Raw genomic sequence first — 22,315 nt, 5'->3', positions numbered from 1 at the left:
CGGTGTTCAGGCCGCTGCTCGGGCTCAGGGCTGGCCCGGGAACGGTGTGGTCGCGGGATTCACGCCCAGAATCGACTGCCAGGTGGCCAGGCGGACGGCGCATTCGGTGAGGGCCTCGATGCCGATGCGGCGGCGATCCGGGGTGGTGGAGTGTTCCACGACCGCGCGCCAGGCCACCGCCGCGTCGGTCTCCACGGTGACGGCGAGTTTGGCCGCCGGGATGGGATCGTCGACCGGAAACGGCGGGGTGTAGGCGGCGGCGGGCGCCGGAACACTCGCACCGGCCGCCTTCAGTGCGTCGACGGTGGCGTCGCGGCGGGCACGGTGGGCCGCGGTGAACTCGGCGACGACCTTCGCGCGCTCCGGGGAGGCGTAGGCCGCGATGAGGCCGTAGGCGTAGACCGCGGTGTATTCGGCGTTCAGTGCGTCGAGCAGCGCCTGCTGATCGGTACTCACGCTGTGTCCTTTCCGGCGTGTGCGGGGCGCTGCGTGGTGACGCTGCGCTGCCGCCTGCGCGCCTGACCGCTCACGCCGGCACCACCGCCACGTGGGCGCCGCAGCAGGCACTGATCGAGGCGAGCAGTCCGGCCCGATATCCGGACAGGGTCGCGGCCAGCTCGGCCGCGGAGTGCTGGGAGTCCGTCAGCCGGGCCCGCAGCGCGGCGACGCTCGGCGGTGGGGTGGGGGCGGGCGGTTCGGCGACGGGGGGAGTCGCGGATTTCGGCTTGGTGCCGTCGCCGTATACGCCTACCGCGCGGTCGATTTCGGTGCGCAGCGCGTCGGCGTGCTGGGCGCGCTGGGCGGCGACGACGGTCAGCGCGGCGGTGTGCTCCGGTGCGGCGGCGATGGCCGCCTTCGCCCACACGGCGTCCGTACGCGCCGATTCCTCCTGCGACACAAGCACATCCGGTACCGACGGCTTGTCGTCCGAACAGGCCGCGACCGCACTCACGGCGACGAGCGCGACCACGCCACCTCCGGCCGAGCGCAACAGCGAGCGGCGGTCGAGGCGTGGGGGAACGGTCCGATCCGGCGGCACCGGAATCACATCGAGACGGCTGGGCACGCCTACATCGTGCCAGTGATCATCACGCGCCCTCGCGCCCAGCCCGCCGACATGCCTCACTCGCGCTCGTTCGCGGCCGGGACGGTCGTCCGTCCGCCCTGCTGAGCCCGGGTGCCGCCGGCGGTGCACGCCCGCGTGTCGCCGGCGGACCCGCCGAGGGATGCTTCCGGACGGAAGCGCTGGGGCCCGGCGGCCGCTCCGTTCCGGCGCACCCGAGACCGTCCGGCGGACCGTGGGCGCGCAGCAGAACCTGCCCCGGGCCGACTCGACCGGGTTGGCTGGTCCTTTACACTCTTGCAGCGCGTTACGCTAGACCTCCGGCGGAACAATCCGCGGGACATGCGCGCCGACCATGCCGTACCAGGACCAATACCGCGTCACAACTGAACCAGGAGCCGCCCCATATGCCGATGCCGACCGAGGAAAGGGTGAGCCAGCTCGTTGCTGGGCTCGTCGAACGCCGAGGGCTCGACCTCGAGGGCGTGCACATCACGGCCGCGGGCGGGCCGCAGGCGCGGGTGACGGTGACCGTAGACGGCGACGAGACCGTCGATCTGGACACGATCGCGGAAGTCAGTTCCGAGATCTCGGAAGTGCTCGACGACGCCGCCGATCTCGGCGAAACCCCCTATCTGCTGGAAGTCACCACTCCGGGTGTCGACCGCCCGCTGACCGCCCCGCGCCACTGGCGACGGGCTCGCGGCCGGAAGGTGCGGGTGCGGATGCGGCCGGGCGCGCAGGCCCCCGAGGGCGCGTCCACCTTCGACGCCCGCGTCGGCGCGAGCACCGACACCGACGTGGCCCTGGTGCTGGGCGGTAAGCGCGCGCCCCGCCGGGTGAGCGTGGCATTGGCGGATATCGAATCCGCGGTCGTCCAGGTGGAGTTCTCCCCACCCGGTGCGGCGGAAATGGAACTGGCCGGGGGCGTGGCCGCGGGCCGCCCGGAACCGGGCGCCACCGATCAGGCAGTCGATCCGGCCGCATCCGCCGCCGGGGGAGAACACGCCGCCCGGGGAGAACACACAGAAGTTGCGCCGACCGAAGGGATCGTGGAATGAACATCGAAATCGAAGCCCTGCGTGCGATCGTCGCCGATAAGGGAATCTCGATGGAGACAGTGCTCTCCGCGATCGAGTCGGCTCTGCTGACCGCCTATCGGCACACCGAGGGCCACGAGCCCAACGCACGCATCGACATCAATCAGAAGACCGGCGTGGTGCGGGTGATGGCCACCGAGACCGATGCCGACGGCAATGTCGTCTCCGAATGGGACGACACCCCGGAGGGCTTCGGCCGCATCGCCGCCACCACCGCCCGCCAGGTAGTGCTGCAGCGCCTGCGCGACGCCGAGAACGAGAAATCCTTCGGTGAGTTCTCGACGCACGAGGGCGATATCGTCGGCGGCGTCGTCCAGCGCGATGCCCGGATGAACGCCCGCGGCACGGTCGTGGTGCGCATCGGCAGCGAGGCCAGCGGCGCCGAGGGCCTGATCCCCCCGGCCGAGCAGGTACCCGGCGAGACCTACGAGCACGGCGATCGCATCAAGTGCTACGTCTACGGCGTCTCCCGGGGCGCGCGCGGCCCGCAGATCACGCTCTCGCGCACCCACCCGAATCTGGTGCGCCGGCTGTTCGCGCTCGAGGTGCCCGAGATCGCCGACGGTTCTGTGGAGATCGTCGCCGTAGCCCGCGAGGCCGGCCACCGCTCCAAGATCGCGGTGCGCTCCACGGTGCCCGGGGTGAACGCCAAGGGCGCGTGCATCGGCCCGATGGGCCAGCGGGTGCGCAACGTGATGAGCGAGCTGGCGGGCGAGAAGATCGACATCATCGACTGGGCCGAGGATCCGGCCGCCTTCGTCGGGAATGCACTGAGCCCGTCGAAGGTTGTCTCGGTCACGATCGTCGATCCGGAGGCTCGTGCCGCCCGGGTCGTGGTCCCCGATTTCCAGCTGTCGCTGGCGATCGGCAAGGAAGGTCAGAACGCCCGGTTGGCCGCGCGATTGACCGGTTGGCGCATCGATATCCGCTCCGACGCCGCCCCCGACGTGGCCGGATCGCAGCGGCCGCACGCCCAGCACGGGTAGGCCGCAGCGAGACGGCAGTGCGAGTGCGGGGGTCAACGAGGGGCTGGATGCGGAGATCGGGACATGGCAGCGGTACAGTGGACACAGGCTCAGCGCGAGTCTTCGGTATCCGCACTTTCCGCCCAGGTCGGTGCTCGGGTGAAAACCCGAACTCCCGGCCCGGTCCGGACCTGTGTCGGATGCCGGAAACGCGAGCTGGCCGCCGATCTGTTGCGGGTCGTGGCGCAATCGCCCGGCAGCGCTCCCGACAGGGACGCCGTCGTCGCGATCGTTCCCGATCCGCGGCGCAGACTTCCCGGGAGGGGTGCCTGGTTGCACCCCGTTTCGGCTTGTCTGAGCATGGCAGAGCGGCGCCGAGCGTTCGGCAGAGCGCTACGAGTGTCCGGAAAACTGGATATCTCAGCCCTGGAGCACTACGTCGAGAACAGGCACGAGCACTCATGAGCACACCGTGAAGTACCAACGATGAACGGCCATCGAAGATAACCCGAGGTCGTGCGGGCGTCCTGACCCCTGAACGGGGAGCAAGAGACTGTCGCGCTCGACCTCTCAGTGAGGAGAGCAGTGGCAGGCAAGGCCCGCGTGCACGAGTTGGCTAAAGAACTCGGTGTCACGAGCAAAGAACTACTCGCAACGCTCAAGGAGCAGGGCGAGTTCGTGAAGTCGGCGTCGTCGACGGTGGAGGCACCCGTCGCGCGTCGGCTGCGGGAGTCGTTCGCGGCGAAGTCCGCCCCGTCCAACGGCTCCGCGAAATCCTCCGCGAAACCCGGTCCCGCCCAGGCACGTCCGGCCGCCAAGCCGGCCGGTGGCGCGACCCCGGGTCCGCGTCCCGGCCCCCGTCCGGCTCCGGCTGCGGCGCAGGCCGATTCGGCCCCGGTGGCCGAAACCCCCGCGGCGGCAGCGCGTCCCGATGCGGTGAAGCCCGGTCCGGCCGTCAGGCCCGGTCCGAAGCCGGCCGCTCCTGCGGCCTCCGCCGGTGCGGCGCCGTCGGCGTCCGCCCCGTCGGCTCCGGCGCAGCAGCCCGGTGCCCGTCCGGCCCAGGGCGCGCCGCGTCCCGGTCAGCCGCGCACACCGGGTGGGCAGCAGGGTGCGCCGCGTCCGGCGACGCCCGGTCCCAAGCCCGGTCCGAAGACCCCGCGGGTGGGCAACAATCCGTTCTCCTCGGCGCCCGAGCGCCCGGCGCCGCGTCCGGCTCCCGGCCCGCGTCCGGGGCCCGGTCAGGGTGCGCCGCGTCCGGGTCAGGGCGGTCCGCGCCCCGGCCAGGGTGGCCCGCGTCCGGGCCCGGGTCAGGGTGCGCCGCGTCCGGCCGCAGGCCAGGGCGGTCCCCGTCCCGGTGGCCCGCGTCCGTCTCCCGGCTCGATGCCGCCCCGGCCGAATCCGGGTGCGATGCCCGCTCGTGCGGCCCGTCCGGGCCCGTCGGCGGGTCGTCCGGGTCGTCCCGGCGGTGCGCCGGGTGGCGGTGGCGGTCGTCCCGGCGGTGGCGGCGGCGGTAACTACCGCGGTGGCGGCGGTGCCGGTGGCGGCGGTGGCGCGGGTGCGCCCGTGGCCGGTGGTTTCCGCGGTCGTCCCGGTGGCGGCGGTGGCCGTCCGGGTGGTGGCGGCGGTCGCGGCGGTGCCGCGGGTGCCTTCGGCCGTCCCGGTGGCGCCCCCCGCAAGGGCCGCAAGTCGAAGCGGGCGAAACGCGCCGAATACGAGAACATGCAGGCACCGTCGGTCGGTGGCGTGCGGCTGCCGCGCGGCAACGGCGAGATCATCCGTCTCGCCCGCGGCGCGTCGCTGTCGGACTTCGCCGAGAAGATCAACGCCAACCCGGCCTCGCTGGTGCAGGTGCTGTTCAACCTCGGTGAGATGGTCACCGCGACCCAGTCGGTCAACGACGAGATCTTCGAGCTGCTCGGCGGCGAGATGAACTACGTCGTGCACGTGGTCTCGCCCGAGGACGAGGACCGCGAGCTGCTGGAGAGCTTCGACCTCAGCTACGGCGAGGACGAGGGCGACGAAGGCGACCTGCAGGTCCGCCCGCCGGTCGTGACCGTCATGGGTCACGTCGACCACGGTAAGACCCGACTGCTGGATACGATCCGCAAGACCAACGTCCGCGAGGGCGAGGCCGGCGGTATCACCCAGCACATCGGCGCCTACCAGGTCCTCACCAACGTCAACGACGAAGAGCGCCTGATCACCTTCATCGACACCCCGGGTCACGAGGCGTTCACCGCCATGCGTGCCCGTGGTGCCAAGGCCACCGACATCGCGATCCTGGTGGTCGCCGCCGACGACGGCGTCATGCCGCAGACGGTGGAGGCCATCAACCACGCGCAGGCCGCGGATGTGCCGATCGTGGTGGCGGTCAACAAGATCGACAAGGAAGGCGCGAACCCGGAGAAGGTCCGCCAGCAGCTCACCGAATACAACCTGGTGGCCGAGGAGTACGGCGGCGACACCATGTTCGTCAACATCTCGGCGCGTCAGGGCACCAATATCGAAGCCCTGCTCGAGGCCGTGGTGCTGACCGCGGACGCCGCACTGGACCTGCGGGCCAACCCGGATATGGACGCCCAGGGTGTCGCCATCGAGGCGCATCTGGACCGCGGCCGTGGTCCGGTGGCCACCGTGCTGGTGCAGCGCGGTACCTTGCGCGTCGGCGACTCGATCGTGGCGGGTGACGCCTACGGCCGCGTCCGCCGCATGGTCGACGAACACGGCGAGGACGTGGACGCGGCGCTGCCGTCGCGTCCGGTGCAGGTCATCGGTTTCACCTCGGTGCCGGGCGCGGGCGACAACCTGCTCGTCGTCGAGGAGGACCGCATCGCCCGCCAGATCGCCGACCGGCGCAATGCGCGCAAGCGCAACGCTCTGGCCGCGCGCAGCCGCAAGCGGATCAGCCTGGAAGATCTGGATGCCGCTCTGAAGGAGACCTCGGAGCTCAACCTGATCCTCAAGGGCGACAACTCCGGTACGGTCGAGGCCCTGGAAGAGGCGCTGCTCGGCATCGAGATCAGCGACGAGGTCCGGCTGCGGGTCATCGACCGCGGTGTCGGTGGTGTCACCGAGACCAACGTCAACCTGGCCTCGGCGTCGAACGCGATCATCATCGGGTTCAACGTCCGGGCCGAGGGCAAGGCCACCGAACTCGCCAACCGCGAGGGTGTGGACATCCGCTACTACTCGGTGATCTACCAGGCCATCGACGAGATCGAGAAGGCCCTCAAGGGCATGCTCAAGCCGATCTACGAAGAGGCCGAACTGGGTCGCGCCGAGATCCGCGCGGTGTTCCGCTCCTCGAAGTTCGGCAACATCGCCGGCTGCATGATCACCTCCGGGACGGTCAAGCGCAACGCCAAGGCCCGTCTGCTGCGCGACAGCGTGGTGATCGCCGATACGACGATCCAATCGCTGCGCCGGGAGAAGGACGACGCCACCGAGGTCCGCGAGGGCTTCGAATGCGGTATGACGTTGGGCTACAACGACATCAAGGAAGGCGACATCATCGAGGCCTACGAGCTTCGGGAGAAGCCGCGCGACTGAGTCGTCCACAGTGAACGAACGTCACGTTCGGTGCAGGCATTGACCGGACGTGACGTTCGCTTCGCCGGGCGCTGTGTCGCGACACGTGAAGAGGTGAGCCGTTGTTCGTCGGTGCGCTGGAGTTCGACATCCTGCTCGGCGATGTGCACTCGTTGAAGGAAAAGCGGTCGGTGATCCGCCCGATACTGGCCGAACTGCAGCGCTTCGGCGTCAGCGCGGTCGAGGGCGGAGATCACGATCAATACCGCCGTTCACAGTTGGGCGTCGCACTGGTCAGCGCCGAGATGGGACATCTCACAGCGGTGCTGGACAAGTGTGAACGCCACGTGGCGGCCCGTCCGGAGTTACAGTTGCTGGCAGTACGCCGCCGCATCTTCGGACCCGAAGACTGAATGACAAGTGAGGAGGGCCCGCCATGGTGGATCAGGCCAGGGCACGCCGACTCGCGAAGCGGATCGTCTCGATCGTCGGGACGGCGATCGAATACGAGATCAAGGATCCGCGGCTGCGTTTCGTCACCGTCACCGATGCCAAGGTGACCGGTGATCTGCGGGAGGCGACCGTCTATTACACGGTGATGGGTGAAACCCTCGCCGCCGAACCGGATTTCGCGGGCGCCGCGGCCGGACTGGAGAAGGCCAAGGGTGTGCTGCGGTCCAAGGTGGGCGCGGCCACCGGGATCAAGTTCACGCCGTCGCTGAGTTTCGTCCTCGACACGGTGCCGGATGCGGCGCGCGAGATGGAACAGCTGCTGGCGAAGGCCCGTGCGGCCGACGAGAAGGTGGCACAGGTCGCGGCCAACGCCACCCACGCCGGCGACGCCGATCCCTACAAACCCGACCCCGACGAGGAAGACTGACCGCGACGGCGGTCGACGCGGTGGACGGGCGGGGCTCGCGAGGCGGTTCCCCGGTTCTGTCGCCGGTGAGTCGAGCGCCGGAGAATCGAGCTTGGAAATGACAGCTGTGACGTCGTCGGCGGATCCGGCCGCGGCCGTCGAGGTATTGGCGGCCGCGCGATCGGTGACCGTGCTGTGTCATGTGCAGCCGGACGCCGATACCGTCGGCAGTGGACTGGCACTGGCGCAGGTGCTGCATCGGCGCGGTGTGCCGGTGCAGGTGTCCTTCGCCGAGCCGGCCGAACTCCCGGCATCGATGCGCTCGCTGCCCGGCGTGGAGTTTCTGGTACCCCCCGCACAGGTGGCGGAGCGAGTGGACCTGCTGGTCACCGTCGACTGCGGCAGCGTCGGGCGCCTGGGTGCGCTCGCGGACCGAATCGACGGCGCCGCAACCACTGTGGTGATCGACCACCATCGCTCCAACACCCGCTTCGGTGATGTGAACCTGATCGACGAGACCGCGGAGTCCACCACCAGTGTGCTGGCGCGGCTGTTCGACGCCTGGGGTGAGGAGATCGACCGGGACATCGCGCACTGCCTGTTCGCCGGTCTGGTCACCGATACCGGGTGCTTCCGCTGGGGCGGTCCGGGCACCCATTTGCTAGCCGATCGTTTGCTGGCCACCGGAATCGACGGCGCGGGAATCACTCGCACGCTGATGGACACCCATCCCTTCGGCTGGTTGCCGATGTTGTCGCGGGTGCTCGGATCGGCGCGACTGGAACCGCGGGCGGCCGGCGGCGCCGGACTGGTCTACGCCTTCGTCCGCAGCGACGACTCCTACGGATTGCGGTCGGAAGAGGTGGAAAGCGTCATCGACGTCGTCCGCACCACCGCCGAGGCGGATGTGGCGGCGGTATTCAAACAGTCCCGCACCGACGCCGGCTGCTGGACGGTATCGCTGCGCTCGCGCGACAGCGGTGTAGGCACCGGCGATGCCGTCGACGTCGCCCGAGTCGCGACCGGTCTGGGCGGTGGTGGCCACCGCTACGCCGCCGGCTATACGACATACGGGACGTCCGAAGACGTGGTTGCCGATCTGCTCGCGGAATTGGCCCCCGGCCGGGAGAGCTGAGCATGGGACGCGGCGGGTGGCCGGTAGCGGTCTACGCGGACGTTCGCCGCGGTCTCCGGGGCCGGGCCTGACGGCATGGTCGAGACACATCCCGAAGACGGTGTCACGGCCGTTGCCGGTGCCGCGCGCCACGATGCGGGTCCGCGGCGCATCCTCGGCATCGCGATCCCCACGCTGGGAGTGCTTGTCGCCGAACCGATCTACCTTCTCTTCGATATGGCGGTGGTCGGCCGGCTGGGAGCGCTGGCGCTCGCGGGACTCGCCGTGGGTGGCCTGATACTCGGTCAGGTCAGCACGCAGCTGACGTTCCTGAGTTACGGGACCACCGCTCGCTCCGCGCGCCGCCACGGCGCCGGTGACGAACGAGGCGCGGTTGCCGAAGGGGTGCAGGCGAGTTGGCTCGCGATGGCCGCCGGACTGGCGATCGTCGTTGTGCTGCAGGTGTTCGCACGACCCGTCGTGGATGTGATCGCGGGCGGCGCCGATATCGCGGACGAGGCGTTGCGCTGGTTGCGGATCGCGCTGTTCGGAGTCCCGTTGATCCTGCTCACCATGGCCGGTAACGGCTGGTTGCGCGGGGTGCAGCAGACGCGGCGTCCGCTGGTGTATGTGATTGCGGGACTGGTTGTTTCGGCACTGTTGTGCCCGCTGCTGGTGCACGGCCTGCTGGGGGCGCCCCGGATGGAACTGGCCGGATCGGCCGTGGCCAATGTGGCCGGGCAGGTCGTCTCGGCCGGGCTGTTCGTGGCCGCGCTGGTGCGCCGGCGGGTGCCGCTGCGGCCCCATCCGCGAGTCATGCGGGCGCAGTTGGTGCTCGGCCGGGATCTGATCGTCCGGAGTCTGGCGTTCCAGGCCTGTTTCGTTTCCGCCGGTGCGGTCGCCGCCCGGTTCGGCGCCGCCTCGGTGGCGGCGCACCAACTCGTGCTGCAGCTGTGGAATTTCCTTGCCCTGACCCTAGATTCGCTGGCCATCGCGGCGCAGACCCTCACCGGTGCGGCGCTGGGCTCCGGCGACGCATCCGGCGCGCGCGTGCTGGCCCGCCGGATCACGGTGTGGTCCACCCTGTTCGCGGTGGTGCTCGCCGTGATCTTCGCCGCCGGATACGCCGTCGTCCCCCAGGTTTTCACCGACGATCCGGCGGTCCTGGACCGCGTGCATGTGATCTGGTGGTTCTTCGTGCCCCTCATTCCCGCCGCCGGGGTGGTCTTCGCCCTCGACGGCGTGCTGCTGGGCGCGGGCGACGCCTCGTATCTGCGCACCACCACGATGGCCGCGGCGCTGCTGGGATTCCTGCCCGCGATCTGGCTGTCGCTGAGCTTCGACTGGGGTATCGCGGGGATCTGGTCCGGGCTGAGTGCCTTCATCCTGCTGCGCCTGATCGCGGTGAGCTGGCGGGCGCTGTCGGGACGCTGGGCTCGAGTCGGCAGTGAGATCCCGCGGTCGGTATGACCGAACACCACGACGCCCTATCCGGAAGCGTGTCGGTGCCCGGCCGCCGACGTGCGCACCGCGGACGGTGTGCGAAATACGCGGCGCCGGGTATGTCCGCACGCGAGGGTCGGGTGTGCTCGCATCACGATGATCATGGGATGGTGGAACTGTGATTCCTAAGTTGATGGCGGTGAGCGATATCCATGTCGGTCATCAGGGGAACAAACCGGTGGTCGAGCAGATCCGCGCGGATTCGCCCGAGGACTGGCTGATCGTCGCCGGCGACGTGGGGGAGAAGACCGACGACATCCGCTGGGCGCTACGCACCCTGCGGGAACGCTTCGCCAAGGTGATCTGGGTCCCGGGCAATCACGAATTGTGGACCACCACCAAGGATCCCGTGCAGATCAAGGGCGCCCCCCGCTACGACTACCTGGTCGCGCTGTGCCGCGACCTCGATGTGGTGACCCCGGAGGACGAATTCCCGGTCTGGGAGGGTGCGGGCGCCGAACAGTACGGCGGGCGGGTGACGATCGCGCCGCTGTTCATCCTCTACGACTATTCGTGGATGCCCGAGGGGGCGTACACCAAGGCCGAGGCGCTGGCCATCGCCCGGGACCGCAATGTGGTCGCCACCGACGAATTCCTGCTGGCCAGCGACCCCTACCTGACGCGCGACGCTTGGTGCCGGGCTCGCGTCCAGTACAGCAGGCGCCGGCTCGACGCGCTGGAACCCGATACCGCGGTGGTGCTGATCAACCATTTCCCGATGCTGCGCGAACCCACCCGGATGCTGTTCTATCCGGAGTTCTCGCTGTGGTGCGGGACCGAGGACACCGCCGACTGGCACACCCGCTACAACGTGGTGTGCTCGGTCTACGGCCACCTGCACATCCCGCGCACCACCTTCTACGACGGTGTCCGGTTCGAAGAGGTCTCGCTCGGCTATCCGCGCGAATGGCAGCGCCGCGGCCTGCCGGACAAGCTCCTGCGTCAGATCCTGCCCGCCCCCGAATACGGGCCGGACGACCTGAACGAATGGGGCGGCCACTTCAAGATCACCCCCGAGATGCGGGCGGCCGCCGAGGAGATGCGCCGTCTCGCCGACCGCCGCCGCGGCGTGCGCTGACCGCGCGGCGTGCGCGCCGACCTGCGGTGACGAGCCGCAGCGGCGTGCGCGCGACGGCGCGTCACCACGTCACACAGTGGGTTCTCGGCACCTCGTTGCACATGCGACCAGCATTCCCGGAGACGTATTCGCCGGCCGGTACAACAATTGACGTGCGTCTTCCGCCCCGCACTACCGGATGATGAGAGTTTGCCGAATCTCGTCCGAGCCGAACCAGTCCGCGCTGAACCGCAGCGCGAGTTCGGAGTCGAAGCGGCGGCAGGAGAAGATGTTCAGATAGGCGCGCCCGAGTTTCTCGCTGAAATGCCCTACGATGCTGGAGGTCTCGATCAACTGCACCAAGGTGTAGCCGGAGGTGACCGGATCGTCGTGGCCGAAGTGCTCGATTATCGGCTCGCCGAAGGGCTTCATCTCGATCAGCTTGACCAATTCTCGAGCGTACCCCCTGATGACCTCGGCGTCGCTGATCCCCTCCGGGGCGCAGCCACCCAGGTCCAGGATCAGTTCCATCCCGAAGGTCATCGGGCCGGCGCTGTCGTGCCGCCATCGGCGCGCCATCAACGCTCCCCGAATTCATAAGCGACGAATGTCTGTGTGTCGAGTGTCCGCAACCTCGGCTCGCTGTAGCGCCCCAGAATTCGCAGCGAGGACGCGAGCACGGCCTTCTCGTCGACATTGAACGCGCAGTAGTCCATGAGCGCGATGCCACCGGCGTCGCGCTGCGGGGCGGACATGGCCTCCAGCATGGCTGCGAAGCCGCCGCGCAGGTCGGGCCGGACACCGATGAAACCGATGTACCACAGCGTGCGGGCCGCAAAGTGCGCCGGATAGATCCGTCGGAAATAGGCGGGCGAGATCAGCGGCCACGCCTCCAAGTCGTTCGTCGACACACCGAGCCCGACGATGGTGTTGTCATCGTCGGTCAGTAGGTACTTGACGATCCGCTCATCACCCATGACGTCGATGAACTCGTCACGGCGCATGAGATGGCGCTGCGCCGCCATTGCATTGATCTCGGTGAACGTTTCACGATAGAAGGTCCACGCCTCGTCGAGGGCGGGCGTCGGACCTATTTCAGGCGCCTCGATGATCTTCACAGTCTGCTTCCGCCGAAAGCTTGGACAGAAGTGCCTTCTGCCCGTTGAGGTTTGGGGTTGAACGCTATCGGCGGCCGGCTCCGCGACAAAGAGCCAATATCGTCGAACTGCGCTGGGCCAACCTGCGGCGTGTGGATACCCCCGCGCTCTGCACATCAGTTGCCCGCGCGGCCGCAGCCCACCGTGAAATCGCCGCTACACGTGGCAGTCCCGGTTTCGCTGCGCGGTTGCCTGTTCCTCTCCAGCGCGGTGCGCAGCAAGTCGAGCGCGTGGTCGACGTCGGTTGTGGCGATGGCCCCGTATCCGACGATGAGGCCGTCGGGACCGTCGCTCATGCGATACCGGGATATCGGAAAGATGCCGACGCCGTCCGTTCGCGCGCGGGCGGCGACGGCAGCCGCGTCGACGCCGGGCTGGGTCCACGCCGATACGTGTAGGCCCACCGCCGACGGAATAACGGTCAGCAAGTCGGCGAAGCGTGTGCTCAACAGTTCGACTATCCGCTCATGGCGGGCCTGGTACTCCCGGCGCATCCGCCGGATGTGTTTGGCCAGCATGCCTTCTTCGATGAAGCCGAGAAGAGCGACCTGAGCAGGCTGCGGCGAATGCCAGTCGGTCACGTACTTCGCGGCGCGCAGTGCCGCGAACAGCGGCGCGGGAGCGGCGACGAAACCGATCCGGAGCACCGGAAGCATGACCTTGGAGAACGTTCCCACGTAGATAACCCGGCCTGCGGTGTCGATGCTGTGCAGCGTCTCGAGCGGACGACCACCATAGCGGAACTCGGTGTCGTAATCGTCCTCGATCACCACTACGTCGCGACTACTCGCCCAGTCCAGCAGCGCCCGCCTGCGCCGGCTCGACATCGGCACGCCGAGCGGGAACTGATGCGATGGGGTGACACACACGATCCGCGTGCGATCGGGAAGCAGATCGACCCGCAAGCCCTCCGAGTCCACGTCGACTCCCACGACGTCTGCCCCGAGGCTGCGAAACAGTTCCCGCACAAGTGGATAGCACGGGTTTTCGATGACCACACGGTCGCCCGGCCGTAGCAGCACCCGTCCCACCAGGTCCAGCGCCTGCTGGATGCCCTGCGTGATGATGATCTCGTCCGCGGTCACCTGAACTGCCCGCGAGACCCCGATGTGGCGGGCGATGGCCGCCCGTAGCGCGGGGAGACCCGCCGGGTCGATGGGCATTCCGGTGCCGATCGACGACCTCCGGAACGCCTGCGAGGTCAACCGCCGCCATGCCTCGTACGGAAACAACCGCACGTCCGGAATGCCCGGCCGTAGGTCGTACGGCGGTGTGTCGGTGAAGAAGCCGGGCGCGGGCACCCTGATATCCGCCCACAACGGCTGCGGGTGGACCACCGCAGCCGATGTCGCGTCCGCCGGGTGATGCCGCTGCCGCGCGACCGTCGCGCGTACGAAAATGCCTGCGCCGACCCGGCTCTCGGCGAGCCCCTCGGCGACCAGTCGGTCGTAGGCACCGGTCACGGTATTGCGCGACACCGCCAGCCTCCGCGCCAGTTCCCGGGAAGGCGGCAACCGCCGACCCGGGATCAGCCGCCCGTCCAGCACGGCGGCCTTGATCTGCCGGTATATCTGCCCGCCGAGATCTCCTCGGCCGGTGAGGGTTACGTGCACATCCACGGTCAGCCTCGACAGCGGGGCAGCGACCGAAAACGAGCAGGGCCGGTAGCCCGCCGAAGCCGCTCGGCGTCGCGTGGTGGCATCGAGGGAGGCGCGATCACGGGTGAATCCAGCCGAGCATGCCTGAGACTAATCAGGCATGCGTGGGCGACGCAACTTCGCCGCTATACCCGGCAGTGCCGATGCGAAATCGATGATTCCTGACGCTAGGAGCGGTGCGATCGCCTGCCCGTCACCATCGGTGATCGCGGAGTCGACCCAGGTCCATGGGAGATCGCGGGCACCAGATACGGGGCGACGCTGCCCAACTTCTCACAGGTTTCCTCGAATTCCCGGTCCGGCCGCGACTGAGCAACGATGCCGGCGCCTGCTCGCACCCACGCCGCGTCCGCGTCCTGGTACACCGCCCGCAACACCAGGGCCGCCTCCAGTGAGCCGCTTTCCGAAAGTGTCACCACCGCACCGGAATACAGTCCGCGGGCGGCGTCATGGCGGAACACGGCGTCGACAGCCGCCCGTTTGGGGATGCCGGACGCGGTGACCGCCGGGAACAACGCGTCCAGCGCATCCCACCGGGTCCGGTGCCGGGCGAGCCTGCCGCGCACCGTGGAGGCCAGATGCTGGACGCTGCCGCGCTCGCGAACCGCCATGAAGTCGGCCACCGTCGTGGTACCCGGTTCGGCGATGGAAGCGATCTCGGCGAACGATGTCTTCACCGAGACGGCGTGTTCCACGATCTCCTTCGGGTCCGATTCCAGGTCATTGCGGGCGGCCAGATCTGCCGCGACGCCCTGCCCCAGCGCCCGGGTGCCCGCCAGCGGTTCGGTGGTGACGACACCCTCGTCGTCGACCGACACCACCAGCTCCGGGCTGAATCCCGCTGCGGCCAGACCACCGAGCCGCAGCAGGAACGACCGGGCCGGTGTGTTGTGTGCCCGGCCCAGACGGTAACTGGCAGGCAGGTCGACCCGGAAGGGCAACTCGACCCGGCGAGACAGGATCACCTTCTGATAGTCACCCGCAGCGATCTCCGCGACGGCCGCCGCCACACGTGCACGGTAGCCGCAGGTATCGGCGCGCACGTCGACCGGATGCGGTGTCGGCAGTGGCTCGGCCGGTGACAGGAGCAGTTGCTCGATCACCTCGACTTCGGCAGCGGTCGCGCCATCGACGCCGACCCCCGATTCGGTGACTGTCACCTCGATTCGCGGAATGATCACGTGCGCCAAATCGGCTCTCTCGGTGAGGTGCCGTTGCGCGCCGAGCGCATCGGCACAGAACTCGAAGGCGATCCAGCCATAGGCGGTACCCGAGGCTCCCGGGCCGCAGGTCACCCGCAGCGAGTCGAGCGCCCGCTCCAGCGCGTCCACAGGTCTGCCGGTCCAGCGTTCGCGAGCAGACCCTGCCGAGGTGCTCACCCGCAGCTCGTCGGTGTCCAGTTCGACCCGGCCGAGCGGGGCGGCTGCGAACACCCATCGGCCGGGCCGCTCATAGACGATGTAGTCACTGAAATGGCCGGAGCAGGCCAGCCGCGAGACCGCGGTCGCGGGATCGACGGCGCTTGTCAGTCGGACGGATTCCGGGGTGGTCACGTGGTCCTCCAAGATCAGGTATTCGGGTCCGCGCCGAGCATGCGGTCGACGAGTTCGCGGACATTCGCCAGCGATGTCAGCGAAGCGACCTCGGTGTCTGGAATTGTTATCCGGTAGCGCTGCTCGATACGGGTCGCGAGCTCGAGTTCGAGCAGCGAGTCGACGTTCCATTCGTCGGTGAAGTTTGTGTGGTCACTGATTTCGGCCGCAGGCACTTCCAGGACGCGCGCCACCAATTGCCGTAGGTCCTCCGGGTCCACCCGCTCGGGAATATTCCTTGTCATCGTTCCTCCGGGTCGAGTTCGCTGTTTCCGATGCTGCGCGCGACCGAGGCGGATGCGGCGTGCGGTGCGCGCAGGTGTACGGTCACGGCCTCGCCGCCGTGCTGACCGCCACAGGTGGCGTACACCGGGTTCCGGTCGCCGCCGTCCAACTGCGCCACCGCCGCCACGCACTGGAGCACTCCGAGCGCACCCGAGCACTCTCCGAGCCGTCGGGTCAGATCCAGGATGCGGATCGACGAGCCGAACTCCGTCGACACATCCGCCGGTGTGAGCCACAATCGCGGCGGTCGGGCCACCGTGCGGATCGCGTCGATCACCTGGTCCACACTGTCGCTGTGGCAATCAGCGCCGATCAGTGCCCGGACGATTGCCTGTCGATTCGCCGCGTGCGCATCCGACTCCAGGATCACCGCCGCGGCTCCGTCGAACACCCGCCGACCGGGTCCGAGCAAGCTGCGCACCGGTCCGGTGTCCGGTTCGACACCGACGACGATCGCAGCGTCGGCCCGGCCGGCCCCGATGAGCGTGGCGGCCCACAACAGCGCGTCCAACCCGCTGGTCCGCCCGCTGCACAGGGTGATGTTCGGTCCGCGCAGCCCGTGCCGGATCGCGATCCACCCCGCGATGGCGTTGGACGACACGTGCGGCAGACCCAGCGGACTGAGCGCGGCCGTGGATTGCTCGGCGATCCGGTCGGTGAACTCGCAGACGCTGTCGAGATTGCCGAAGTTCGAGCTGACGACGGTGGCTGTCGTCGAGTGCTCGCGACCGGTCGAGTCGGTGGCCAGGCCGGCGTCGGCGAGCGCCTGCTCGACCGCGCACAGTGCCAGTCGCGACGCACGGTCCTTGTGTCGCATGTGCCGTCCCGTGAGATCGGGTGACGGCCCGACTCCCGGCTCGACCGGAGCTGTCGACAGCAGATCGGCAGCGGCCCGCAGGCCCGGGCCGGCTAGGCCGACGCCGGTGACCACCGTCGCCCGGCCCGTCACCGTGTCCCCTTCCCGATGACGGCGACCGCATTGATGCCACCGAAACCGAACGCGTCGATCTGCGCCACGGCCAGGTCCGCCCGCACGACGTCGCGAGCCAGGTGCAGCTCGCCCGCCTCGGCGATCGGATCGGTGAGACCCAGAATCGGCGGCACCGATCCGCGGCGCATGGCGACGGCCGCGACGATCAGACTCAACAACCCGGACCCGCCGAGCGTATGGCCGGTCATCGACTTGATCGCCGTCATCACCGGTGGCGCGGCGGAATCCCCGAACACGTCGGTCAAAACAGACGCCTCGACGGCGTCGTTGAGTTGCGTTCCGCTTCCGTGCAACATCACCAGGTCGACGTCGGCGGCGTCGATGCCGGCCCGTTCGTGCGCGTCGGCGATGACCTCGCGGATACTCTCCCGGTCCGGCGCCGTGGCATGGCGGGCGTCGCAGTTCATGCCGACACCGAGCAGGCTCACGTGTCGTGCGGTGGCGGCCCCGGCCCGGCTCACGACGACGGCCACGGCGCCTTCGCCCATGATCATGCCCGCGCGCGCGACGTCGAACGGACGCAGCGCCTGCGGCGTCCTGGTCTGAACGCGATCGATGGTCCCGAATGCGCTCTCGGTGATCGAGTCGGTGCCCGCGACCACCACGGTCTCGGCGAGGCCCAGTTCGATCATGTCGGTCGCCATGCCCAGCGCATACAGCGACGCAGCACAGGCACAGGCGACGGTGTGCACCCGCCCGACCTGGGGAAGGTCCCGCAACGCAGCCGAGAAGTCGAGGCGATCGGGATCGAGTCCCTCCCCGGTCTTTCCGCCGGTTTCTCGCCACCAGAGTTCGGCGGACCGCTGTTCCCGCAGGGTGGTTCCGACCACCACCGGATACCGCTCGGGAGTTCCCTCCAGGCCCGCATCGGTCAGCGCCGCCTCGATCACGGTGCGAAGCCACTCGGTGGCGCGAAACGGCCGGTCGCCGTCTGCGGTCCGATCGTCGACCTCATACGCGTGCCACGTCCGGTATTTCGCCGCGTCGAACGCGCGTAGCTTCGAGATTCCGCTCCGCTGTGCGCACAGTGACTCGAAGATCGCATCGGGCGTCTCCCCGATGGACGCGACAGCTGCCATCCCGGTGACATCCCACGACATCAGTGCGCTCCGATCGCCCGAAGCTGGTTTCGCGCGAGCTTGCCGGTCCAAGTCGTCGGCAGGGCATCGACCAGCTCGATGCGGCTGGGGCGCTTCAACGACGCGAGCTCGGCACGCAGACAGGCGATGACAGCGCGACGAACGGCACTGGACTCCCGGTCACCCTCAACGACGACGAAAAGCACTGCCTGCTGCAGCCCGTGGTCGTCCGCCACCCCTACCACGGCGCAATCGCGCACCCCTACGACAGCACGGACGACACCCTCGATCTCGGCAGGCGCCACCTTGTAGCCGCCGAGATTCAGAAAGTCGTCGGCGCGGCCGACGTAGTAGATCGGGCCGCCACGGGTGCGCCGGACAATGTCGCCGGTGTACGCGCCGCCGTCGGCGAAGGTTTCCCGAGTCGCTTCCGGTCGGTCGAGATAGCCGGCCGCGACGGACGGACCCGCGACGTGCAGGCGGCCCTGCACCTCGTCACCGTCGAGAATCCTGCCGTCCTGGTCGCGCACCGTGGCCCGTACCCCGGGCACGGGCCTGCCGATGGTGCCGGGACCCGGTTCGGCGGGATTCGTTGCCAGCAGGATGTACAGCGCTTCGGTCGTCCCGAGACTATTCACCAGCGGAACCCCAAGTCGCCGCATCACCCGTTCGCTCAGGTCTGCCGGCAGCGCTTCCCCCGCGGAAACCGCCAAACGCAGCCTGCTGCCACGGTCGTCGAATGATTCGGCCAGAGCCGCGTAGAGGCGCGGCACCGAGAACAACACGGTCGGACGGTGGCGGCGCAGCGCCGCGGCGACGAACTGGGCGTCCACCCCGCCGTTGAGCAGCACGGTCGTCGCACCCGCGTGCAGCGGCAGCAACAGGGAATTGCCGAACCCGTACGCGAACGAGAGTTTGGCCGTCGAGAGCACAATATCGCCGGGTGCCAGCGCGGCTATCCGCCCGAACCCGGACGGCACCCACTGCAGCGCGCTCGCCCGATGCGCCACGCCCTTCGGCACGCCGGTGCTGCCGGAGGTGTACTGCACCAAGGCTTCTTGATCGGGCAGCCACTGCTGCTGGGGCGGCGGCGTGGCCGCCTCACCGGAACGCCGTTGCCGCAGTATCAACTCGCGGACGTGGTTCCGGAACTGGCCGATGTCCGGGAGCGCCGCGGCAAGTCTGCTCAGGCGCGTCCCGGATACATCGACGTATCCGAACTTCACCCCGCTGTCGGCCGCGATAAACCCGATCTCCTTGTCCGACAGCGCCGGATTCACCGGCACCGCCGCGCAGCCGTGCCACCACAGCCCGAGCACAGCCACCACCGTGGCGACCGAGTCGTCCGCCAACACCATGGCCCGGCTGCCCGGCGCGACTCCGTTGCCGGAGAGCAGATCCGCGAATGCGCCTGCAGCGCGGTACAATTCGGTGTAGCCGATCTCGCCGAGCTCGGAGTCGATATAGGCGGGCGCGTCTTTTCTGGGCGAGTCGAGGTGTCGTCCGACGAAGAATTCGACGAGGTTCACCGATGCACCCCACCCGAGCTGTCGACGACCGCCAATGCGTCGCCGAGCGAATCGAGCCGTGCGATCGAACCATCCGAAAGCGTCACCGAGAATTCGCGTTCGATTCGGGCTAGTATTTCGGTCTTTTCCAGCGAAGACGCGCCCAGATCCTCGTAGAAATGCGCCCGTATATCGACACCGTCTACGTCCATCTCGAGCACTTCGGCGGTAATGGCGCGAAGCCGGTCACAATTGCTGCCACTGCCGCCGTGCCGTTCTTCGGATCCGGCCATATTCATATCCTGACACTGCTCTTTCCGCCATTGACGAGGCACCCGAAATGCGGTCGCGCACCGGGTCGAACGAAATTGCTTCGGCGGCGTTGGATAAGATTCCGTCCACCCGATCCGCTATTTCTTTCCTCGTACGGTTGCACCGTATATTTCCGAACCTCTAAGGAAAAGTGCCAATATCAACGAACCGCAGTGGTCCGGTTGCGGGCAGAATGAGCGGGGGGCTCGACCGGCCGCTGTATGGACCCGCCTTTGTTCCCGGCGTCGGTGTGCGGTGCGGACGCTCGGCGGTTCAGCGGAAGCGATGCACCATGGTCACGCTCGTCGTACCGGCCCGGTTGACCACATGCGAGCCCGGGACGATGTCGAAACCGAGTCGCTCGTACAGCCGCAGCGCCGGATTGGATTGCCGCACACTGAGACTCACCGCGTCGTAGCGCTGCCGGGCATCCGCCAGCAGACGGCGCAGCAGAGTGGTGCCGAGCCCGCTGCCGCGCAGCTGTGGCGCCACTCCGATCGCGAGTTCGGGTGTCGCGTCGTCGACGTATCCGTAGCCGGGGTTGTCGGCGGGAAACAGTCGCAGCCAGGCGGCACCCGCGCCGCCGGACGGCCCGCCGACGACCCCGAGATCCCCCGGGCGGCCCCAGCCCTCGACGTAGCGCGCGAGTTCGGGCACCGAGCGCAGTTCGTCCGAAGTCATGTTCTGTTCGGCCGCGTGAGAGGCTTCGAACAGCATCGCCCAGAGCAGGGGCTCGTCGGTAGGTGTGGCGGTGGCGACCGAATGGGGCATGCCGCGCGACTTTACGGCCTTCGACCCCGACGGATCCTCCCATTTTTCGGTGCGCCTGCTGCGGTGGGCCGCTGCCGCTTCCCCGGAGCTGGCCGAGTCCGTGAACCGCCCGCACCGCTAGGCTCGTAGCGCAGACAGGGTCGACTCAGGAGGCGGTCATCGAGGAACAGGCGCGCGTCATCGGCAGCATTCTGCCCGCGGGAGTGGCCGCGGCGGAGCTGTTGCGGTATCCGGAGGATCTGAAACCGCATCCCGGTGAGGAACATCTGATCGCGCAATCGGTCGAGAAGCGGCGGCGCGATTTCATCGGCGCCCGGCACTGTGCGCGGCTGGCGCTGGCCCAGCTCGGTGAGCCGCCGGCGGCGATCGGCAAGGGCGAGCGCGGGATGCCGCTGTTTCCGCGCGGGGTCGTCGGCAGCCTCACCCACTGTGACGGGTACCGAGCGGCGGTGCTGGCGCATCGGCTGCGCTGGCGGTCGGTGGGCATCGACGCCGAACCGCACGACACGCTGCCCGAGGGGGTGCTGGACTCGGTGAGCCTGCCCGCCGAACGGGACTGGCTGCGCGGCGCGATCCCCGCGACCGGACTGCATATGGACCGGCTGCTGTTCTGTGCGAAGGAGGCCACCTACAAGGCGTGGTTCCCGCTCACCCAGCGCTGGCTCGGCTTCGAGGACGCCCACATCACCTTCACCGTCGACGACACCGGCACCGCGGGCACCTTCCACAGTGCGCTGCTGGTTCCCGGGCAGACTCTCGACGGCGGTGCGCCGCTGACCGCGTTCGACGGCCGCTGGACGGTCGCCGAGGGGCTGATCCTGACCGCGATCGTGGCCGGCTGATGGCCGAACGCGAGGCGATCGTCGATCCGCTCGGCGGTCTGCTGATCATCGACAAGGACGGTGGGCAGACCAGCCACGACGTGGTCGCGCGCTGCCGGAAGATCCTGCGTACCAGGAAGATCGGCCACGCCGGCACGCTCGACCCGATGGCCACCGGCGTGCTGGTGCTCGGCGTCGAGCGCGCCACCAAACTGCTGGGCCTGCTGAGCCTGACCACCAAGTCCTATACCGCGACGATTCGCCTCGGCCAGGCCACCGTCACCGACGATGCCGAGGGTGAGGTGCTGGCCACCATCCCCGCCGGCCATCTCGCCGACGCCGATATCGCCGCGGCCGTCGCCGCGCTCACCGGCGATATCCAGCAGGTGCCCTCGACGGTGAGCGCGATCAAGGTCAACGGTGAGCGGGCGTACGCGCGCGCCCGGGCGGGCGAACAGGTGGAACTGGCGGCCCGGCCGGTCACGGTCTCCCGGTTCGACATTCTTGGCCGGCGTGATATCGACACCGGCGCAACGACATTCGTCGATCTGGACGTCGAGGTCGACTGTTCCTCGGGCACCTACATCCGGGCGCTGGCCCGCGATCTCGGCACCGCCCTGGGGGTCGGCGGACATCTGACCGCGTTGCGCCGCACCCGGGTCGGCCCGTTCACTCTCGAACACGCTCGCACCCTGGAGCAGCTCGCCGACGAGCCGAGCCTGAATCTCGACGTCGATGCCGCTGTGCGCCTTGCCTTTCCGCATCGGGAGATCGACGCCGAACAGGCCGAATCGCTGCGCGACGGACGCTGGCTGGACCCGGTGGGCCTGCGCGGGGTGCACGCGGCCACGACCACCGACGGCCGGACCATCGCCTTGCTCGAGGAGAAGGGCAAGCGCTCCTCGCCCGTCTTCGTGGTGCGCCCGCGCGGGCTCATCGACTGAGCGCGGGC

At 68.8% G+C, this 22,315-nt stretch carries 23 protein-coding genes; 11 read left to right on the top strand and 12 right to left on the bottom strand.

Annotation, left to right across the window (positions count from 1 at the left end; translation table 11 throughout):
• Positions 1–24: 24 nt before the first annotated feature.
• Together A5780_RS10530 and A5780_RS10525 are read right to left on the bottom strand one after the other, a co-directional pair.
• A complete protein-coding gene (locus tag A5780_RS10530) occupies positions 25–456 on the bottom strand; it encodes a ferritin-like domain-containing protein (protein ID WP_064903989.1) in 432 nt (143 codons plus the stop codon).
• 70 nt (positions 457–526) lie between these two features.
• Positions 527–1,066 (bottom strand): hypothetical protein, encoded by a 540-nt coding sequence (locus tag A5780_RS10525; RefSeq protein ID WP_227463062.1) that lies wholly within the window; start codon positions 1,064–1,066, stop codon positions 527–529.
• Positions 1,067–1,470: 404 nt separating this feature from the next.
• On the opposite strand from A5780_RS10525, the gene rimP reads away from it, so the two are divergent.
• The 9 genes from rimP to A5780_RS10485 all read left to right on the top strand — a co-directional run bounded on the left by rimP (position 1,471) and on the right by A5780_RS10485 (position 11,210).
• Complete coding sequence (rimP, locus tag A5780_RS10520) at positions 1,471–2,124, top strand: ribosome maturation factor RimP (RefSeq protein WP_063014869.1); 654 nt, start codon at positions 1,471–1,473, stop codon at positions 2,122–2,124.
• On the top strand, positions 2,121–3,149 hold the full coding sequence (gene nusA, locus A5780_RS10515) for a transcription termination factor NusA (RefSeq protein WP_063014867.1): 1,029 nt from the start codon (positions 2,121–2,123) through the stop codon (positions 3,147–3,149). Before rimP ends, nusA begins: the two co-directional genes overlap by 4 nt.
• Before the next feature lie 63 nt (positions 3,150–3,212).
• Positions 3,213–3,593 (top strand): YlxR family protein, encoded by a 381-nt coding sequence (locus tag A5780_RS39005; protein ID WP_082857046.1) that lies wholly within the window; start codon positions 3,213–3,215, stop codon positions 3,591–3,593.
• Positions 3,594–3,713: 120 nt separating this feature from the next.
• Positions 3,714–6,677 carry a translation initiation factor IF-2 gene (infB, locus tag A5780_RS10510; protein WP_064904151.1) on the top strand — a complete coding sequence of 988 codons (2,964 nt, stop codon included), beginning with the start codon at positions 3,714–3,716 and terminating at the stop codon, positions 6,675–6,677.
• 101 nt (positions 6,678–6,778) lie between these two features.
• Positions 6,779–7,069 carry a DUF503 domain-containing protein gene (locus A5780_RS10505; protein ID WP_063019065.1) on the top strand — a complete coding sequence of 97 codons (291 nt, stop codon included), beginning with the start codon at positions 6,779–6,781 and terminating at the stop codon, positions 7,067–7,069.
• Positions 7,070–7,092: 23 nt separating this feature from the next.
• Positions 7,093–7,536 carry a 30S ribosome-binding factor RbfA gene (gene rbfA, locus A5780_RS10500; protein WP_030513162.1) on the top strand — a complete coding sequence of 148 codons (444 nt, stop codon included), beginning with the start codon at positions 7,093–7,095 and terminating at the stop codon, positions 7,534–7,536.
• A gap of 97 nt (positions 7,537–7,633) precedes the next feature.
• On the top strand, positions 7,634–8,650 hold the full coding sequence (locus A5780_RS10495) for a bifunctional oligoribonuclease/PAP phosphatase NrnA (protein ID WP_063019063.1): 1,017 nt from the start codon (positions 7,634–7,636) through the stop codon (positions 8,648–8,650).
• Positions 8,651–8,725: 75 nt separating this feature from the next.
• Positions 8,726–10,099 carry an MATE family efflux transporter gene (locus A5780_RS10490; RefSeq protein ID WP_064904153.1) on the top strand — a complete coding sequence of 458 codons (1,374 nt, stop codon included), beginning with the start codon at positions 8,726–8,728 and terminating at the stop codon, positions 10,097–10,099.
• A gap of 151 nt (positions 10,100–10,250) precedes the next feature.
• Positions 10,251–11,210, top strand: coding sequence for a metallophosphoesterase (locus tag A5780_RS10485; protein WP_104363038.1), 960 nt, complete (start codon positions 10,251–10,253; stop codon positions 11,208–11,210).
• A gap of 171 nt (positions 11,211–11,381) precedes the next feature.
• Here A5780_RS10485 and A5780_RS10480 read toward each other — a convergent pair whose 3' ends face one another.
• The 10 genes from A5780_RS10480 to A5780_RS10435 all read right to left on the bottom strand — a co-directional run bounded on the left by A5780_RS10480 (position 11,382) and on the right by A5780_RS10435 (position 20,542).
• Positions 11,382–11,768: an S-adenosylmethionine decarboxylase family protein gene (locus tag A5780_RS10480; protein ID WP_064908314.1), complete on the bottom strand. Its 387-nt coding sequence runs from the start codon at positions 11,766–11,768 to the stop codon at positions 11,382–11,384.
• Complete coding sequence (locus A5780_RS10475) at positions 11,768–12,307, bottom strand: hypothetical protein (protein ID WP_064904159.1); 540 nt, start codon at positions 12,305–12,307, stop codon at positions 11,768–11,770. Before A5780_RS10475 ends, A5780_RS10480 begins: the two co-directional genes overlap by 1 nt.
• Before the next feature lie 155 nt (positions 12,308–12,462).
• Positions 12,463–13,965 carry a PLP-dependent aminotransferase family protein gene (locus A5780_RS10470; protein WP_082976387.1) on the bottom strand — a complete coding sequence of 501 codons (1,503 nt, stop codon included), beginning with the start codon at positions 13,963–13,965 and terminating at the stop codon, positions 12,463–12,465.
• Positions 13,966–14,171: 206 nt separating this feature from the next.
• Positions 14,172–15,557, bottom strand: a complete 1,386-nt coding sequence (locus A5780_RS10465) for a salicylate synthase (RefSeq protein ID WP_227463064.1) — start codon at positions 15,555–15,557, stop codon at positions 14,172–14,174.
• A 14-nt stretch (positions 15,558–15,571) separates the two neighbouring features.
• Positions 15,572–15,841, bottom strand: a complete 270-nt coding sequence (locus tag A5780_RS10460) for an acyl carrier protein (protein ID WP_064904164.1) — start codon at positions 15,839–15,841, stop codon at positions 15,572–15,574.
• A complete protein-coding gene (locus tag A5780_RS10455; RefSeq protein ID WP_064908313.1) occupies positions 15,838–16,830 on the bottom strand; it encodes a beta-ketoacyl synthase N-terminal-like domain-containing protein in 993 nt (330 codons plus the stop codon). Before A5780_RS10455 ends, A5780_RS10460 begins: the two co-directional genes overlap by 4 nt.
• Positions 16,827–17,972, bottom strand: coding sequence for a beta-ketoacyl synthase (locus A5780_RS10450; RefSeq protein WP_064908312.1), 1,146 nt, complete (start codon positions 17,970–17,972; stop codon positions 16,827–16,829). Before A5780_RS10450 ends, A5780_RS10455 begins: the two co-directional genes overlap by 4 nt.
• Positions 17,972–19,480, bottom strand: a complete 1,509-nt coding sequence (locus A5780_RS10445; protein ID WP_064904170.1) for an AMP-binding protein — start codon at positions 19,478–19,480, stop codon at positions 17,972–17,974. The genes A5780_RS10450 and A5780_RS10445 overlap by 1 nt, the downstream gene beginning before the upstream one ends.
• Positions 19,477–19,752: an acyl carrier protein gene (locus A5780_RS40800; RefSeq protein WP_197516554.1), complete on the bottom strand. Its 276-nt coding sequence runs from the start codon at positions 19,750–19,752 to the stop codon at positions 19,477–19,479. The genes A5780_RS10445 and A5780_RS40800 overlap by 4 nt, the downstream gene beginning before the upstream one ends.
• Positions 19,753–20,044: 292 nt before the next feature.
• Positions 20,045–20,542 (bottom strand): GNAT family N-acetyltransferase, encoded by a 498-nt coding sequence (locus A5780_RS10435; protein ID WP_064908311.1) that lies wholly within the window; start codon positions 20,540–20,542, stop codon positions 20,045–20,047.
• A gap of 203 nt (positions 20,543–20,745) precedes the next feature.
• Here A5780_RS10435 and npt point away from each other — a divergent pair, with 203 nt between their 5' ends.
• Together npt and truB are read left to right on the top strand one after the other, a co-directional pair.
• Positions 20,746–21,384 (top strand): 4'-phosphopantetheinyl transferase Npt, encoded by a 639-nt coding sequence (npt, locus tag A5780_RS10430; protein WP_281210275.1) that lies wholly within the window; start codon positions 20,746–20,748, stop codon positions 21,382–21,384.
• Positions 21,384–22,307, top strand: a complete 924-nt coding sequence (gene truB, locus A5780_RS10425) for a tRNA pseudouridine(55) synthase TruB (RefSeq protein WP_063019055.1) — start codon at positions 21,384–21,386, stop codon at positions 22,305–22,307. The genes npt and truB overlap by 1 nt, the downstream gene beginning before the upstream one ends.
• The last annotated feature ends 8 nt before the right edge of the window (positions 22,308–22,315 follow it).

The organism is Nocardia sp. 852002-20019_SCH5090214, from assembly GCF_001665865.1.
In the GTDB taxonomy this organism is placed as follows: domain Bacteria; phylum Actinomycetota; class Actinomycetes; order Mycobacteriales; family Mycobacteriaceae; genus Nocardia; species Nocardia nova.
This window is presented reverse-complemented; position numbering and strand designations above follow the sequence as displayed.